Here is a 16,681-nt window from a genome sequence, read left to right on the forward strand (position 1 = left end):
CACCCGAAGATTGGTTCGAGAAACTCCTATGTTACAATGTATCGGGATGAGCGTTCCACAAAACACGCCCACACGGATCACTCGCAGCGGGGTATCGCCACGATTCCGACGCTCTCCCGCGGTTATCGACCCATATACGCACTCACAGTATTGTACGCACTGATGCAAACACCCGGATTCCCCGGTCTTATCGACGCTCTCGACCACCGTTCGACGGCTCACGATCCCCGACTCCCAACGCCCAACTCCCAACGCCCGACACTCGATGCCCGACTCCCCGGCTCTCGATCCCGCCACATCTCCCACAGTCGTCACTCCCGGCCTGATCGCTTCCCTCGCTCCCGGCGTTCCTGTTGTTCTCGGGTTCCTTCGACGCTCTCGCTGCTCTCACCGCGATTCCCAGCCGTTCCACGTTGGTATCGCCTGTGTCGCTTCTACGCTCTGACTCCACTCCCACTCTACTCTCTCTCTCTCTCCTCTCATCTCTTGTACTTCTCACTGGGTGTCCCACGTAGCTCACAGTTCCTCGCCGCTTACTCCAGTCACTCCCGGCTTGATCGCTTTCGGTGGTCGCCGTTGCTCTCGGGTTCCTTCGATTGCTCTTTCGGCGGTTCCCAGTCGTTCCACGTTGTTCGCTTCCTGTTGTCGCTTTCGTCGCTCCCGGCGTTGTTCTTCGTTCCACGTCGGTATTGCTCTTATCGCGCCTGCTCTCCCGCGCTTTGTCGTCGTCATCGTGTTGTTGTCGTATCGCGTTATACTGTTCGCACTCGTCGCTCACGCTATTATCGTTGTTATCGCCGTTATCGTCGTGTTGTCTTGTGGTTTCCACTTTATCGTGTTGGCCCCACTTCCATCTTTTTGCATGGGTGTAGAACCAGCAACAAACGACATTGATCCGGTGGTGATCTTCCTCTCCACCCCCCGTGTGCGATATGAAACAGCCGTCACTTCCACCACTACCGCACGACACACCCCACTGTCCATCTCTCCTCCCAGCTTTTACCCTTCCCTCTCTACGGTACTCCTCTATCTCTTACCACCGTCTATGCTGACCCCTTCCAACTCTTACCCCCTTTGTTTACAGTAGGGTCTTACTCTGATGGGTGTCCCACAGTGTCGACACCACCACGATTATCCACCGATCGCTCTTCGCCATGTTCCACGTCGAGACACTCACTATGCTCTCACACTCCTCGTTGTCTCCTGCTACGTTCCACGGTTCCACACGTTCCCTGCTCGTTGCTCCGACACGTTCGACGCTCTCGGTTCGCCTTGTTCCTCGCTGACTGCGTTCGCTTCGATGCTGACGCACTGCACTGCGTGACGATCTCCGATAGGATCGACGAGTCACTGGCAACCAGCACTCCTCTGACGCGTTCAACTGGGAACCACTGGCTTTCGACGAGTGATGCAGCTCGGTTACTCTCTGCTTGGGAACCGTGATGCCCGGAGCCTTCTTGCGGCTCTCTTCGCGTTCGATCGACCGGTGGGTTCGGAACACTGTGTCGTCACCACCACGACCACTGTTTGTCGGCCGGGAACTATGCGTGTTTTCTTTGCGCCGGCTGGCCCCATCCACGTCGCACACCCGACCCCCACATTTCTCTCGCCGTCGCCGGCGGCTGCCCGGCGCGTCGTCGTCGCACTCGACCCCCGTTTTGTTGCAGCCAAGCCAGACCCCCACTTTGTCGCACTCATACCTCACCCCTGTTTTGTTGTTGCTCTGCCGACACCCCAGTAGTCGTTGTTCGCCTGACACCCAGTTATGCTATCGCTCACTCTCACTCCCACTTCTCTCGCCCGCAGCAAGGTACCTCCCGGCCCACTCACTCTCACTCTCTATTCCACCTTCTTACCCTTGCCCACGGGGGGGCCGCATGCGGGTTTGTTCCCAAGGGGGGACACCCCCAAACAGCAAACCATGTTAGCAGCCTTTGATACAACACCCTCTTACAGCAAACCATTTTAAAAGGATAAAATAACAAAGGATGTGAAACAAAGGCTTAGAAAAAGCTATAATGACAGAGTCTATTTCGAAATAGGCTCTGACAAAGGTTTGATATCAAAGGCTGTGAGACAAAGAGGGTGAAAAAAGGTGTTCTATCAGAGAATGTAGAACAAAGACTCTGACAAAGGTTTGCTATCAAAGGCTGTGGGACAAAGGGTATGCAAAAGGCTGTTCTATCAAAGGTTGTGACAAACAGGATGTGAACATGGTGTTGTATCAAAGGCTGTGAGACAAAGGGTATGCAAAAGGCTGTTCTATCAGAAGATGTAGAGCAAAGGGTGTTAGAAGGTTGTGATATCAACGGTTGTGAAAAACAGGATGTGAACATGGTGTTGTATCAGAGGGTGTGAGACAAAGGGTGTTAGAAGGCTATGCTATCAGAGAATGTAGAGCAAAGACTCTGACAAAGGTTTGCTATCAAAGGTTGTGAGACAAAGAGGGTGGAAAAAGGTGTTCTATCAGAAGATGTAGAGCAAAGGCTTGGAAAACCTTCGAATAGCAAATGGGGTCTGTAGTTTGTGGGGTTAAACTGATATGGGTGGGGTGTAAGATGGTGGATATGGGAGACGTATTAGGTTCCCTCAGTCGTGAGCTGAAGTACAAAGAGAAGGAAGTGATGCGAGCGATCCGTGATATCAACAGCGCACCGGCAAAGTACAGTGGGTCAGATCGAGCTGAAATGCCGGCGAACAAACCACTAATTGCGAAGGTGAGTGGAGTGTCGAAAGATTCTGTTGAGTATCGGCTCTCACAGTCCGGGTTGGGTGAAGATGGAATGGGGTTGATTACTGTTCATCCGCCGAGTGTTGAGGGCAGAAAGTTCGGGCCGAAGTCCGCAGAGTTGACAGACAAAGGGATTCGTGTCCTATCGGCGTTAGACGAGCGTGAGGAGAGTAGCACGGAGACGATCGATCAAGAGGAGATCAAACAGTTGCGTGCCCGGCTCGACGCGATTGAGAGTACGGAGTTTGGTGAGGAGGATGAAGTGAGTGCCGGGAAGGTCGTCGGCCAGTTAGAGCAGGTACAGACGCGGATTGATGAGTTGGAGTCGATGGTCGAAGGAAATATTCAACGGTTCAACGAGCAGTTGGATGAGTTGGAAGCGCGACTCGATGGCGAGTGGGGGGCGGTAGATACTGAAACAGCTGAAGATATCGGTCGGACGTTGAATCTCTCGCCGGTGTTGTTCATGCTGTGGTCGGAGGTATTCGGTGTCGATGTTCGGGAGCTGGTGCTGCAAGAGACGATCACTGATGAGTTGAAAGCCGAGACTCAAGAGGATGTGCTTACTGCGATTGAGCGTGGGTTGAACGGGACTGGTGAGGTCGGTGGGGGGTCAGAGATAAGCGATGTGAGTCGGGGGTCGATCCCACAACAAGAAGAGTCGGCTGCTCAGGGTGATGGTTCTGATGGGCAAGCCGAGTTAGATGAGACAGGGAGTGAGACAACGAATGCTGATATCTCGCCCCCGGATAGCACGTAGCGGAGATCGCTTTCAGTCTGCTATTGGGTTCGTTGGTTGGTGTCGATCTTCTCTGTAGGTGGGAGTAGAAAGTGGGTGGTCAATACTACTCTTTGCCGGCTCCGGTGTAAGGGATAGGTTGGGTGTGGTAGCTGATTACTATCCGGGGAGATTGTTGAATCCAGTCCCATCATCCTCGTCCTCGTCATCACGATCGCCTTCGTCGGTGGTGGGCGTGGTATCTGACGCACTCATATCTGTGATCGATTCTGCACCGTCTGACTCCGGTTCTGTTCCGTTCGTCGATGGAGAGGTGGATTGGGCCGTCGTCTCGTTCTCCGCGGTGCCGTGCGGTTCGGAAGGCTGCTGGCTGGCCTGTGCTTCCTCGTCGGCTGGCTCACCGTCGGTCGTCGATTCTCCTGTGTCGGTGGCCGCTGTCTCGTCACTCCGGGTTCTCACTGGCGCAGTTACCCTCACGATCGATTCTGTCCCGTCTGACTTCGGTGCTGCTCCGTTTGTCGATGCCGACGTGGACTGGCTCGTCGATCCGTTCGCCGCGGTGCTGTCGCTGTCGGTGGACTGCTGACGCGACTGTGATTCTCCCGAAGGTGTTTCCTCCTTGGATGTGGCTGATTCGTCCTGTTGTGGCTCTGCTTGTCGATCAGGGTCGGGGTCGGATGGATCGTCGGGAGATGGCTGTGTCTCGTTCGCCGCGGTGTCGGGGTTGTGGCCGTTTGTCGCTGCGCCAGTGTCAGAGCTGCCTGTTGGTTCCTCTTGTGGGTCGGCGTGGCCGTTAGTGGCCCCCGCTTGGTTGGATTTGATCTTATTGAGGTATTCGATGACCTCACCTCTGGAGGTATTAGTCATGTCGGCTATCTCTGATATCGGTACGCCATCGATATCACTGAGGCTGGTGATATCATACAGCGATTCGATTTCTGTCTCTGTCTCCGTCGATGTGTCCTGATCGGGTTGGCTATTCGCTTCGTCGGGTGTTGTGCCACCGCCGCTAGCAGTAGTGTCGGTTGTGGCAGCCGTGTCCTCGACCGTCTCACGATCGGCGGGCGTTGGCTCACTCTCCGAAGAGGGCGTTTCGTCTGTTCTGTCCTCGCCCTCGGATGGCTCTGGGTCGTCGTCGACAGTCTCGGCGTCGGGGTCAGAGTCAGTAGCTCCCTCTTCGGTAGTGTTGCTGTCGCTACTGTCGTCGTTCTGTTCACCGTCGTCGTCCTGCATCCGATTTGGTGGGTCGCCGCCGGTTCCGATCACGTCTTTCAGGTCGATTTTCTCTTCTATCCATTTCCCGAGGTCTTGATCGATGCCTCTGATGACGCGTTCGAGTTGGTGGTATTCTTCGTCGGTTGGTTTGCTCCCATTCCCGATCTGTCCGATGCGATCGATCTCTATGGTGACATCAGGGTGGTCAGCAAGTTCGCCGGGGTTAACCCACTTGTCGGGGATATCGACATCTCCGTCGTCGTCAGTCTCGTTCTCGGTGGTGGTTGCGTTGTCGTTGTCGTCACCGTCGTCGGATGGTGTTTCTTCGGCACTCCCCCCGGGTGTGTCGTCAACAGAGTCACTCTTGGCGGTCGTGTCTGCTGTCGTTCCAGTATTCTCACCGGTGGCATTCTCGCTCGGCTCTGGACTACTGGTTCCACCGACTGCCGCGTCGACGGCGGCTGGCCAGCTCCCGAAGTGGGCGAGTACGTCGTCGAAGGGGGCCGTCTGTGGGTGTTCGTCGAAAGCGGTGGGTGATGGTGGCTCACCGTTGATCGTCAGCTGATCGATTTGCGTGACGATCTCGGCTTTCGACGCCGAAGGCTCACTGTCCTGTGGCTGCTCTTCGGCCTGTTGGTGGGACTGCTGCTGTTGATGGGCTGTCTGCTCGCCCGCCTGTGACTGTTGCTGTTGCCCATCCGTGGGTTGTGTCTCTCCGGTCGCCCCCTCGGTCGTACTTTCTTCCGCGTCGGATTCAGTGTTAGTAGCGTCTACTGACGATCCACTATCGTCGGTGGTTTGGCTATCGTGGCTCTCCTCGGTTGTCGCCGCGGATTGATCGGCTGGTTCGGTGTCGCTCTCACTGGCGTCACTCTCGGGATCGGCGTGATCTGTGGTGGCCTCTTCGGTGGCATCCTCCGACCCACTGGCTGTGTCGGTTGCTGCTGTCTCGTCGTCACCCGCTGCCGTGTACTCGGCGGGGCCGTCGCCACTGTCGATCTCGGGGTCGCCCTCCTCGTCACCGAAGCTCTCGCCCTCGTATCCATCTTCGCCGGCGTCGTCGCTCAACGTGTTGATGTCGACACTATCGATGTCAGCACCGATAGCGTCGTATAGTGGCCGGCACTCCCCACGCTCGTAGAGTTGTGGTTGGTCGTACTGCTCGTTGTCGGCATCGGGGAGGATGATGAAGTGCCAGTCGTCCTCGGTCGGCAGCTCGTCGAACTCGTGTTCGGGGATGAACGGTTCGTTGAACGGCTCCCAGTCTTCTTTCAGTTCCTCGGCTGAGTTGTAGGCGAGCTCTTTCCCACCGGCGTTGACCTGATATTGCTTCTTGCCGGGGTTGTATTCGTAGTAGGCGGGGACGGTCGTGGGGTCGCCTTCTTTCACGGCGTCGATATCGTCGAAGCGGAGTTTCTCAACATCGTCGTCGATTTCTTGATTGCTCGCTGGGGAACAGACAATCTCCCCGGTATCTGGGTCTTGGTACCAGACACTCCCGCGTTTGTCCGAGGCCGGGCGGAGGGCAATCTTATCGCGGTTCTCATCGAGGGCGTACTTCTGTTTCTTGTTGTAGTACCGGCGGATACCGTCCCGGCCAACACCTTGCATGAACGTCGGGGTGTCGCTGAGGATTTCTGTCCCCGGGCCACTGTCTGATGTCGCTGTCTCGTAGATGTTCTTCTCACCGCGTTCAGCCCATGCGGTAAACTCTTCGTCGCCCTCCTTGGTGACAAAGACACAGGTGTTGCCCTCGTCGACCGCTTTCCGGAGGTTGGTCAGCATCCGCACGGGGGTTTTGATCGTGGTTGTCTCGGCTTCGATCGACACGTCGTTGCCTTGTGAGAGATTCCACACTTCGGGGTATTCTTCTTGCAATCGCTCGCGTTGTTTTTCGATCTTCTCGACTTTCTTCTGTGGGGCGAGGTCGTCGTCCACGTCGGTAAAGTCGAATGGGGCGTCAGCAATCAAGTCGGAGAGTTCTGTCCCATCTTGTTTGACCCGCTCGGTGATGTATCCTAATCGCGTGAAGATCGCGTAGGATTTCCGAATCACCCACCGGTGTTCGTTGCCACCACCGGTTACGTCACTCCCGGTATCTTGATCGAATACGTTGGCTTGCCCACTGTTGGTGAGCCGGATATGCTGCTCGCCACTCCTCCGCTCGCTATCGACGTAGGCCGTCGACAGTTGCTCGAAGGCGTTGGCGACCTCTGCGAGTTCGACGTTGATGTCGTCTGGGAGACGGTGTTTGAGTTCTTGGATGACTGCGTCGTGGGTGACGAACGCACCGGGTTCTTTCTCTTGCCGAACGGCCGCCGCGAAGATGGCTTCGAGGATTGTCTCTTGTTTCTGTTCGACGACGCTCTCGCCGTCTGCAAGGACGGTACTGGGGGTGTCCATCCCGGCGGCTGTTTCGTCGTCCACGTCGCCTTGCCCAAAGTCGGCTTTGTCCCGAACGGCGGGATTCTCCGGGCCGGGCATGACGGCTTGCAGTTCGGCTTCGAGTTCCTGCACAATCTCATCTTCCTCGGCCATCTCAATTTGGGCACCAACGCCGGTTTCCCATTTCCCGCCGCCACCGTTGTAGAGCAGGTTGGCGTAGGTTTCTTCGTCCGACCGCCGGCGTCGACCGTGCCGGCGGAGTGAGGCGTTGATCGCTTCTTCGGCCTCATCTTCAACCCGTTTGGGTGGGTGTGGTGGGTAGACGTAGGCCCGGAAGGCGTCGGATTTCTCCATGTTGTCTTTGAGCGTCGTCCGGAGCCAGACGTGGTAGTTCACTTCCTCGGTGAGTGTGTCGGCGTCGACGCCGAGCTGCGTGCAATACTGGTTGGCCGATTGCACGTCACCGGGATTGAACGAAATAATCGTATCGCAGTTGGTGGTGATCGCGTCGACGACATTACCGGGCAACTGCTTGGGATACTGGTTGGCGATATTGAGTGAGAGCCGGTAACTACGACTCTCGGAGATGATCGACGGAATCGTATCGTCGGCAAGGGCGATATTGTCAAACTCGTCGACGAACAGGTAGAATGGTTCGCGGTTGTAGATGGACTCGTTGGCTCGGGAGCGAATCCGTGACCAGATCCGTCGGATGACGGCCATGCCGAGCATTTGCTTGAGTTCGCGTGGCTCTGAGCCCATCCGCACGATGATAATCTTGTTTTCGTCGATCGCTTTGGGGATGTTCACGCCACCCTTTCGGAAGCCGATCATACGCCGGGCGACGGGGTTCTCGATCCACGGCAGGAACCGACCGAGGAGTGGTTCGAGATCCTTGCTGTCCATCTCAGCAATTTCTTGCGTGTAGTCGTCGACGAAGGTGAGGCCGGCTTCTTTACACCGAGCGGCGAATTCTTTGCGTGAGGCTTCGGATTTGAGGATGTAGTAGAGGTCGACCAGATTGAGTTCGTCGGCGTCGTCTGGTGTCCGGTCGTTATACATATTCATCGCGGTGATGAGGTTCTCGGCGACGCGATCCATGCGCGGCCCCCAGTAGTCCGCGCTCATTTTGAGCATTTTCTTGAGGTCGGCGACGAGGTTCGACCGGGCGATTTCGTAGCCGTCGTCGTCGGGGTTCATTCCGAGCTTGATATAATTGAATCCGGAGAGGTGTTCGCCGTTGGCTCCGGGTTCGATCCAGAGTACGTCGTCGAGACGTTCCTCTGGGATGATCTGCATGAGGCGTTTGCTGTCGTCGCCTTTGGGGTCGATAAAGCACATTCCCGCGCCGCTTTGGATGAGTTGTTTGGCGTCGTTGGTCAGCAGCGTGGATTTGCCGTACCCTGTCTGACCGAAGATGGCGCGGTGTCGGAAGAGTACGTCTTTTTCGACGGATGCGTCGTGTCCGTTGCGTGTACCGACGCCGAGCCAGAGTGGTGAGGTTGGGTCTTCGGCGAGGTCTTCCATTGCGGTGAGTGCGCGGCCTCTGGCGTAGACTTCTTCGCCGTCTTCACCGGGTGGGAGCTTGTCGATATCAATCCCATTTGGAATACCGAAGGATTGGAGTTCGTGGCCGTAGGTTTGCCTGACACTAGTTTCTGCGTAGGCGTATTCGAAGTTGTCTTTCTCACCAATGAGTTGCTGGAGGTGTTGGGCTTCGTTGTAGATTTTGAAGAGGAGATCGTCAGCTCGTTCATGGTCAATATTGTCGGGGGTAAGGTGGTGCTGTTTGTGGTTGGCAAATACGTCACCCATTTCTTGCATCGTCGGATTTTGTTCTGGATCGACTAGCTCAAGTTTGTACCCAACGAGATTAACGATATATTGGACAATTTGATCGTATTTCTCGATAATATCTTGCCGTTCTCTCACGGCGACTTGTTTAGAGCGGAAGGTAGTAATGAGTAGATCAAGCTCTTGATGTACCATATCGAGCTGTGTCGGTTGGTCGTCTGGCACATCGGAGTCGGTGTTTGAGGTGTCATTTCCGGTTGCCATGTCAAGGAGTGATTTGTTTTGGGTGGGTGTGTGATCGTGGTGTTCGGTCGTCGGCCGTGAATCGAATGCTGCTCGGTCTGCGACTATTTCGGGATTGTCGTCGTCGTCGGGATCATCATCGTCTAGGCCGTCATCTGAGGAGCAAAAGAGGTCGATAACCATCGGTTAGAGAGTGCGATTATCCTCTCCGGCTGGCTGAACGCCAACTGGATATTTTTCTCTTAAAACTTGTTGTGTTTCAAACATATTTGGTTGCAGTACAGTTCCATATTTTATATTCTGAGCGTATATATTTTAATATCTCAGTGTTAGCACCTACTCCATGCAAATAGCTATTGTATTCAAAATAGTTGTGCACTCTAAGTTTCTAATTCTTTGTGTACCCGTGTTTGGCTTGCTCGCCATTTCGGACATTATCACGGTGATTCGACAAGCCCGAGAATATCTGGAGCTTTGTAGACCTTGTTTCGCTCTTTGTCAGTCACTTCGACGATGATATCTTCAGAACTGAGCTTCTCAATCGCGTCATAGACAGCTTGCCGTGACCGGCCGGTAGCCTCAATGGCTCGTGGGGCCTGTAGATACGGCTCTTCGAATAGGTGATCGATGACATCTCGCACTGCAGGGCTGTTGGGGTAGCGACTCCGGTAGTCGGCACGGAGGGAGACCAGATCAACGCCACACTGGTAGGCATCGATTGCCTGCTCAGCTATCGCATTGAGAACAAACGTGATCCACTCTTCCCAGTCTCCATGCTGGCTTACAGCGAGGAGTCGGTCGAAATACGTCGTTCGATAGTGATTGAAGTAGGCAGATAGATACAGATATGGCTCAGAGAGTAAGTTCGCCTGGTACAGTTGCAACATGATGAGCAGACGGCCGAGTCGGCCATTGCCATCGCGGAAGGGGTGAATAGTCTCGAACTGGTAGTGAGTAATGGCGATATCAATCAGCGGCGGATAGCTCCCATTTCTGATGTACGATAGCAACTGATCAAGCAGCAGTGCGACACTGTTTGGATTTGCTGGCACGAATCGAGCGTTTTCGAGTTGGTTATTCGGGCCGATCATAACCGGGAGCTCATCTCGAATATGTCCTGGCCGCTTGTCCTCTCCACGGACATCGACCAACAATGATTTGTGGAGTTCACTGAGCAGCGACTGGTTGATCTGACTCCCCTCGTCCAGCGCATTGAATCCCGTCCGGATCGCCTCAACGTAGTTGTAAGCTTCCCGGATATCCCGAAGGTTCGCCGCGGATCGGTCGGGATCATCGTCGAGGTTGTGGAGAACAATATCCGAGACGGTAACATCAGTGCCCTCAATTTGTGAACTCATTGCTGCCTCACGGACGACAAAGGGGGCAATAAGCAGGTTCTCGTTCTCGATATCATCGTGGAGTGTGGAGAGTTGGCCGAGTGCATAGCGCGCATCTCCGTACGCGCGAAGAAGATCGTCAGTGTATGAGACCTCCGGTGGGAGACCCGCAGGCTGATAACACGGTATCCCGTCATAGGGTTCGATCCAGCCCGGCCCATCCTCAAATTCAGTTGGATCCATTTGACTTAGGATAGAGTTGGCACGCATCTAAATCTAACGAAGTAGATTATAGTAGATTAGTAAGGCAGAAATAGATATAGAAATCAATTTAAATCTGTATTAGTAGATTTAAAAGCGGTTCAACAGCACAGTAATCAAGCGGAGTTGGAAGCTGTTGTGTGGGTTCAAATGTTGCCTAACTAGCTTTTCTCCAAAATCAACTGTTCAAGCCAGTATCGATTGGAACCCGAGTGAATCCGAGTGTCTGAAAGTCCGAATCGAAGCCTAAGACATGGTCAATATCACGTTCTGCAGCCAGGACAGCCGTGGTGTGATCAACGAATGAGATCGTCTGATCGTCGTACTGTTCAAATTGCTCGGCTGCTGCATCGAAGGTTGCCCGATCAACAACGAGTTTGTTGAAGCTCTCACTTTCGCGGAGTTCAGTGATCACTCGGGTCGCTTCATCATGATTGCTCTTCCGGAGGAGAAGAGTGGCGAGTTCTGAAAGCACTGCTTGTGTGGTGAATAGTGGGCCATACGGGAGTTCCCCACTGACGATATTGTCAAGTGTTTCACGCGCACGCGCATGATGTTCCGCTGGCTCGTAATAATAGGCAAAGAACATACCCGTATCCACAATGACTGGGGATCGCTGTACAGGACTACTCATTTATTTCGCCATACAGCACGTCATCAATATCGGCTTCGTCCACTGTTTCGTCGCCAGCAATTGGATCTGTTCCCCAGACAGGATCATCTGGATTGATCTCATTGACCTCGCTTTCTGCCTGTAGCCAGTAGATATTCCGTCCAGCTGTCTTTCGTTTGCCGAGCATCCCTTGACTGTGAAGTTCGTTCAATTTCCGGCGAGCAGCTTCAGCTGTTACATCGAGTTCCGCTGCAATATCAGCTGTTGTCACAGCTGGGCCATCAACACTGCTGAAAACCTGCCGCACACGGTCAATAGTGACTGTTTCAGCGTACTGCCCGGACTCCGTCCGTTCTCGACTCATAGATGATCGTACTGTCTCAATGGGAATAACCATAGTGGATATACCCATGTTGTGATCCCAAAGTGGATGGCTACGAAGTGGGCTCTGCAAGAACTCATCCTATACGTACACTGCTGTTGGTTCTATGAAGTGTTACACATCTCCGAAAACCTCGGTCAGTTCATCTTGCATCGACTCCCGTCGGTATCGGCGTTTCTCGGCTTCAGAGAGGTAGTTCTGAGAGACGATCTCTGTACTTGATGAGCCCTGGTCAGCGGCAATTCCCTCTAACCCCTCCATCATCTGTTTGACGGCTTCGTTGTAGGTCGTATACCAGAATCGTCGGCCCATCTTTGCGGTTGGTAGTTCACCCTCAACGGTCACACCAGCATCACCGGCGAGTCGTTTGAACCGATTGGTGACTGTCTGCGGTGAGATGTGACCCGTCGTTGACCGATCAGATGGAAACAGATACCCGTCCCACCCAGGGTTGTCAAGATCGATGATTCGCTGTTTCAGAACATCGACGCCGAACAGCACGGCGACCTCACCAGGCCCGTTCTTCCGCTGTTCGAAGACGATCCGGTTGTCTTCACCGTCGTCAAGAACGAACTGATCCAACGTGAGTGAGGCAACTTCGTTTGGACGCAGCCCCCACGCCCCCAGGGCGAGCACCAACAGTTGTTCCTCAATACTCTCGGCAGCCTCGTAGATCGCCCGCATTCCTTCAGCATCGACAGTCTTGTTGTCGGGATTGTCGATCTCCCAGCGGAACTGGTCGTTGGCTCCGTCGAGTGGATTATACTTCGCCCCCTGGAATCGAACTTGGTAGTCGTAGAACTGCTGTACATCGCCGAGATACTTGAGTCGGGATTGATCAGTGGAGAGTCGATCTTTGAGTACATCGAAGACCTCCATACAGCGGTCGTTTTCGCTTGGCCGTTCCTCAATATCGTCGAGGGTTCGCGTGAGGCTGACTGCTCCATGTAGCTGCTCGTAGATTCGAGCGTACTCTGCTATTCGGGAGCGACGACTTTTCACTGTAGATTCAGCGAGTTCCCCACGATCACGTTGCGTCGAGAGATACGTCTTGATCGCTGTAACCGTCTCGTCGTTCCGCACACTCCAGTCGTATCCGGAAGTCTCGTCGGAGTCCCCAGGGGGATCGTCGCCAAGACCCACTTCCTCGACGAAGAACTCCTTGATTGTGAGGTCATGCTGCTCTTGGAGGGCGTAGGACAACCCGGAGAAACCGTGGTCAGCCAGCCACTCATAACTCGGCCGACCGTGATCTGGGTCGTATTCGTCTTCTCGTATCGCTGGTCGGATCTCGCTGTAATAGAAATCGACCAACTCGTCGAGTGACTTCCGAGACCACTGATACTGTGAATCGCTCATGGGAACCGCTTCGCTGTGTTCTGGGGTGATTTGATATCGGCCATTCTCGTGAAGTAGAGTCTTTCTTCTACTATCCTAATACTTTTGGTGAGTGTGGTGTCGCGTACAGACATTACACTAAGTAGGGTATAGCCGCTGAATCAGTGAAAACAGTGATAAATCATATAACGCTATACCAAAAATTCTATCAAAATTTCAACTTTTATTCCCGGGCGAGAGTCTGATATGGGAATCATCCCATACACTTATTTTGATGGGATTTGTACCATATGTTGTCGATGGGCCATAGGGTAATCGAAGATGTTGAGAATCGCGTTGGAAACCGAGTTATCCGGCGAAAAATCATCAGAACCGATGACCCTCAATACCCGAGCGGATACCGCTACGCGCTTCACCACGGCTACACAGATGACGGTGGCACGATCCTCCGCTACGACAACGAGAACGAAACTGTCGGCCGCCATGAGCGACACACGGGAACCGAAGTCACCGAAATTGAGTTTCCCGGAATGATGGAACTCCGTGACCGATTCCTCACCAAAATCGAAACGCAACCATGACAGAAAACACACTCAAAATCACGTTCCAGCAGGCCGAAGAACACCGCCAAGCAGCACGTGAACGGCTCCGACGCGCCGAGGCCGGAGAGACAGGCGAGGTGATCGAACAAGATGTCCGCTCCATTGTCAACTTTGAGGACTTCGACGACATTGCCCTGCTTATGCGCACCGCAAACCTCAGACTCATTGAGACAATCGTCTCCGAGGAGCCAGCAAGTATCCGTCAACTTGCTGAGGCTGTCGAACGGGACTACCGCGAAGTCCACCGAAACCTAACTGAGCTCGAATCACTTGGTGTGATCGAATTTAATGAAAATGGTTCGAGCAAGCAACCGATACTGCGCGATGGGGCTAAGAACATCGATTTCTCAATTCGGTTTCCACAGTCCGTTGATCACGGGAGCGTTTCTGGGGCATCTGCTTGAATTGAAACTCTCATATCCGTGTGAACCCGCCAAACGCTTATAGTTTCTAGTTTCGTAACTCTATACAAGATGAGCTACGATACAGATCACGTCCAGAATGTGGGCGAGAGTCCGGGGGTGGTCACAGGTATTCCTACCTTCGTAGAACTACTCGATAATCCGGATCTCGCAGCTCTATACACCGCTATTCGGGACGACACAACGACGGGGCCCGAACTGATCGACACTACATCCATTTCAAAAAAGACGGTCTATGACTATCTCCACAAACTGGAGCAAGCTGGGCTTATCACTACAGTCGGTGAGGATGCAGGAACCACAGTGTATACTGCTGAAGAGTTCAAACTGACAGTGACAATCAGTGAGACAGAAGTCTCAATTACTCCTGAACTCATCGAGGTCATCGCACAGCAAACTGAGTATCCTGTGATTGGTCGGCTGCTCACCGATCACGGAATCGTCACATTTGCCCTCGCCTACGATCTGGTGAAAGCACACAATGAGGACGAGGTTACTATCCGCCAAATAACAGAGCTTACCAACCTCTCATCGGGCACCACCTACGATCTCGTTGAAGCACTCTATTCGATTCTGAATCTTGGTGAGACCGGGTCAGAACCGACGACCTACACACCAGCTGATTTCACTGACAATGATAGTCTGCTCGCCGACACCGGCGAGGAGTAAGCATCGGCGAAAATGTATATTGCTAATATTGCGGATACAGTGATGTTTCGGAGCTTGGGCAAGGAGCCAAACCCACGCCTCGAAAGGCTCAAACAGGCAGTGGAAGAAGCCGATACAGAGATCTGGGTGCCGCCAGTCGTCTATCACGAGCTCTCAGATACGAGTGAGGCGGACGCACCAGCAAACCCATATCTTGATACAGCAGTTGCGGAAGGCTGGCTCCGAGTAGCGATCCCTCTCGGTGGTGATCGAGGTGAAGGCTTTGACAGGAGTGCTAATTCGGTTGTGAAAGCACGCCAGATTGCTGATGACTTTCTTAATGCCCGAAGTAAGTACCCAGAGACAAACAACTGGCGAGATGCAGCTATCGTTGCATTGGCAGTGCGGCTCTTTGAAGAGAACGAACGTATCCGTGTGGTTACTCATACTGCAGACGAGAATCTAGCGAAAGCGTGTGCTCGTATCCCACCTGAATTTGGATACTACGAAATTGAATCCCGATACTACAATCCGCCACAGACAGTCAAATCCGAGTTTCCAACCGTTGATAGTCTCAGTTGGATGTATTAGCGATGGTTGTCGGAAGGCTGTTTGATGAGCTTCCTGTAGCCCCTGTATGAACATTACCGAGGATACGATCACCGACCGATGTACTCAGGCGGTGTTCAAACGCGGAGAAAACTACTATCAGGACGGCCACGTCCAGCAACTCAATCGGTTCGACGACCTCATCACAGCGACCGTTGAGGGATCACGACTGTACGATGTCACTATCAACTTTGACGGTCGGAGCCCCGACACCCGATGTACGTGTCCATACGATGGTAGCGGTGATTGCAAGCACATCGTCGCCGTGTTGTTAGATATCGCTGCCGGGGCACCGGCCGACGACAGCGACAGTGTCAAACAGGTGCTTGCGGATACCGCGGCCTCAGAGTTACGTGAGTTTCTCGGCGATGCACTCGAAACCCATCCGGAACTGCGCGAGCAGTTTCTCGCAACGTTCGGCGACGATCACAAATCGGTCGAGGAGTACCGCAGTCAGGTCGAACAGCTGTTCGAACAACACGCCGATCCGGGTATCTACGATGCAATCGACTTCTCAAAGTTCTTCGAGATGGCCGAGACCTATCGTGACCGCGAGCGATATCTCGCCGCCGCAACTGTCTATCGGGCCATCTTTGAGGAGGTCGATGCCAAATACCACTGGGTTGACGGCGCATACGATCACTACGCGCAGGTCATCCAGCGCGCACTGGACGGCTACACCAACTGTGTGCTTGCGACCGAGCCGACGCCCGCGGAGTTCGACACCTACGCCGGAGTTATTGAAGCGAGAACGACAACCGACCCACCGATCAACACAGACCAGTTCCAGCGGGCACTCAGGGAGTTCGAAGACCAATATGAAACGGACGGTGAGTGACAATGCGCGAGCCGACTGATCGATTCATGATCGAAACCGGAACCGGTACCGTCGCTCATATCATTGACACCGATAGCGACGAGTCGGGGATTGATTCCGGGGTATCATTGGGTTGCTCCGGCTCTGGAAAGAAAATGTGTAGCCGTGGCTACCGCAATTTTCGATCCCAGCAACTCCCGTTTTCCGTGTTTGTCGACGAACATGACATCGATAAATCGGGGTTCAAAGGCGACGCACCCGATGAGATCTGCTCGTACTGCTGGTCGAACACACGTGAGGAGCTTGAGACCGACAAAGCACGAACCGACACGGATCACGCCAACAGGATCGGGAGTGTCGGCTATCGCCTCCGCTGGAAACAGAAAGGCCGTGCGCGAGACGAGTGGCACGACATCGTGGTCAGACCCGAGACGACGGTGGCCGAACTGGATCGGCTTGTCTGTCGGTTTACCACGCTGGATGATCTCCATCGCTAGTTGTCCACTCTGGCTCAAAGAACCAGTTGCTGACACGTAGTGATCAGA

Annotated in this window: 13 protein-coding genes; 7 read left to right on the top strand and 6 right to left on the bottom strand. The window is 53.9% G+C overall.

Annotated features, from left to right (window positions below; genetic code table 11):
* Window positions 1-516: 516 nt before the first annotated feature.
* Window positions 517-732, bottom strand: coding sequence for a hypothetical protein (locus DP106_RS15605; RefSeq protein ID WP_133305169.1), 216 nt, complete (start codon window positions 730-732; stop codon window positions 517-519).
* 1,835 nt (window positions 733-2,567) lie between these two features.
* On the opposite strand from DP106_RS15605, the gene DP106_RS14220 reads away from it, so the two are divergent.
* Window positions 2,568-3,491: a hypothetical protein gene (locus tag DP106_RS14220; RefSeq protein ID WP_133305170.1), complete on the top strand. Its 924-nt coding sequence runs from the start codon at window positions 2,568-2,570 to the stop codon at window positions 3,489-3,491.
* A 138-nt stretch (window positions 3,492-3,629) separates the two neighbouring features.
* On the opposite strand, the gene DP106_RS14225 is transcribed toward DP106_RS14220, so the two are convergent.
* The 5 genes from DP106_RS14225 to DP106_RS14245 all read right to left on the bottom strand — a co-directional run bounded on the left by DP106_RS14225 (window position 3,630) and on the right by DP106_RS14245 (window position 13,059).
* On the bottom strand, window positions 3,630-9,290 hold the full coding sequence (locus DP106_RS14225) for a TraM recognition domain-containing protein (protein WP_120086383.1): 5,661 nt from the start codon (window positions 9,288-9,290) through the stop codon (window positions 3,630-3,632).
* A 254-nt stretch (window positions 9,291-9,544) separates the two neighbouring features.
* Window positions 9,545-10,687, bottom strand: a complete 1,143-nt coding sequence (locus DP106_RS14230) for a Fic family protein (RefSeq protein ID WP_120086385.1) — start codon at window positions 10,685-10,687, stop codon at window positions 9,545-9,547.
* A 196-nt stretch (window positions 10,688-10,883) separates the two neighbouring features.
* Entirely contained in the window at window positions 10,884-11,339 is a 456-nt protein-coding gene (locus DP106_RS14235) for a type II toxin-antitoxin system VapC family toxin (RefSeq protein ID WP_120086387.1), read from the bottom strand.
* Window positions 11,332-11,682 carry a DeoR family transcriptional regulator gene (locus DP106_RS16150; protein ID WP_205738954.1) on the bottom strand — a complete coding sequence of 117 codons (351 nt, stop codon included), beginning with the start codon at window positions 11,680-11,682 and terminating at the stop codon, window positions 11,332-11,334. The genes DP106_RS14235 and DP106_RS16150 overlap by 8 nt, the downstream gene beginning before the upstream one ends.
* A 132-nt stretch (window positions 11,683-11,814) precedes the next feature.
* Window positions 11,815-13,059 carry a tyrosine-type recombinase/integrase gene (locus DP106_RS14245; RefSeq protein WP_120086389.1) on the bottom strand — a complete coding sequence of 415 codons (1,245 nt, stop codon included), beginning with the start codon at window positions 13,057-13,059 and terminating at the stop codon, window positions 11,815-11,817.
* A 278-nt stretch (window positions 13,060-13,337) separates the two neighbouring features.
* Here DP106_RS14245 and DP106_RS14250 point away from each other — a divergent pair, with 278 nt between their 5' ends.
* The 6 genes from DP106_RS14250 (at window position 13,338) to DP106_RS14275 (ending at window position 16,633) form a co-directional block, all read left to right on the top strand.
* The gene (locus tag DP106_RS14250; RefSeq protein ID WP_120086391.1) at window positions 13,338-13,619 is read left to right on the top strand and encodes a toxin-antitoxin system TumE family protein; all 282 of its coding nucleotides are present in this window, start codon (window positions 13,338-13,340) and stop codon (window positions 13,617-13,619) included.
* A complete protein-coding gene (locus tag DP106_RS14255) occupies window positions 13,616-14,044 on the top strand; it encodes an HVO_A0114 family putative DNA-binding protein (RefSeq protein ID WP_120086393.1) in 429 nt (142 codons plus the stop codon). The genes DP106_RS14250 and DP106_RS14255 overlap by 4 nt, the downstream gene beginning before the upstream one ends.
* Before the next feature lie 69 nt (window positions 14,045-14,113).
* Window positions 14,114-14,731: an ArsR/SmtB family transcription factor gene (locus tag DP106_RS14260; RefSeq protein ID WP_120086395.1), complete on the top strand. Its 618-nt coding sequence runs from the start codon at window positions 14,114-14,116 to the stop codon at window positions 14,729-14,731.
* A 12-nt stretch (window positions 14,732-14,743) separates the two neighbouring features.
* Window positions 14,744-15,301 carry a hypothetical protein gene (locus tag DP106_RS14265; RefSeq protein ID WP_120086397.1) on the top strand — a complete coding sequence of 186 codons (558 nt, stop codon included), beginning with the start codon at window positions 14,744-14,746 and terminating at the stop codon, window positions 15,299-15,301.
* 46 nt (window positions 15,302-15,347) lie between these two features.
* Window positions 15,348-16,157, top strand: a complete 810-nt coding sequence (locus tag DP106_RS14270) for an SWIM zinc finger family protein (protein WP_120086399.1) — start codon at window positions 15,348-15,350, stop codon at window positions 16,155-16,157.
* Window positions 16,158-16,159: 2 nt separating this feature from the next.
* Window positions 16,160-16,633 carry a hypothetical protein gene (locus DP106_RS14275; RefSeq protein ID WP_120086401.1) on the top strand — a complete coding sequence of 158 codons (474 nt, stop codon included), beginning with the start codon at window positions 16,160-16,162 and terminating at the stop codon, window positions 16,631-16,633.
* The last annotated feature ends 48 nt before the right edge of the window (window positions 16,634-16,681 follow it).

This window comes from Halonotius pteroides (assembly GCF_003605635.1).
Lineage (GTDB): Archaea > Halobacteriota > Halobacteria > Halobacteriales > Haloferacaceae > Halonotius > Halonotius pteroides.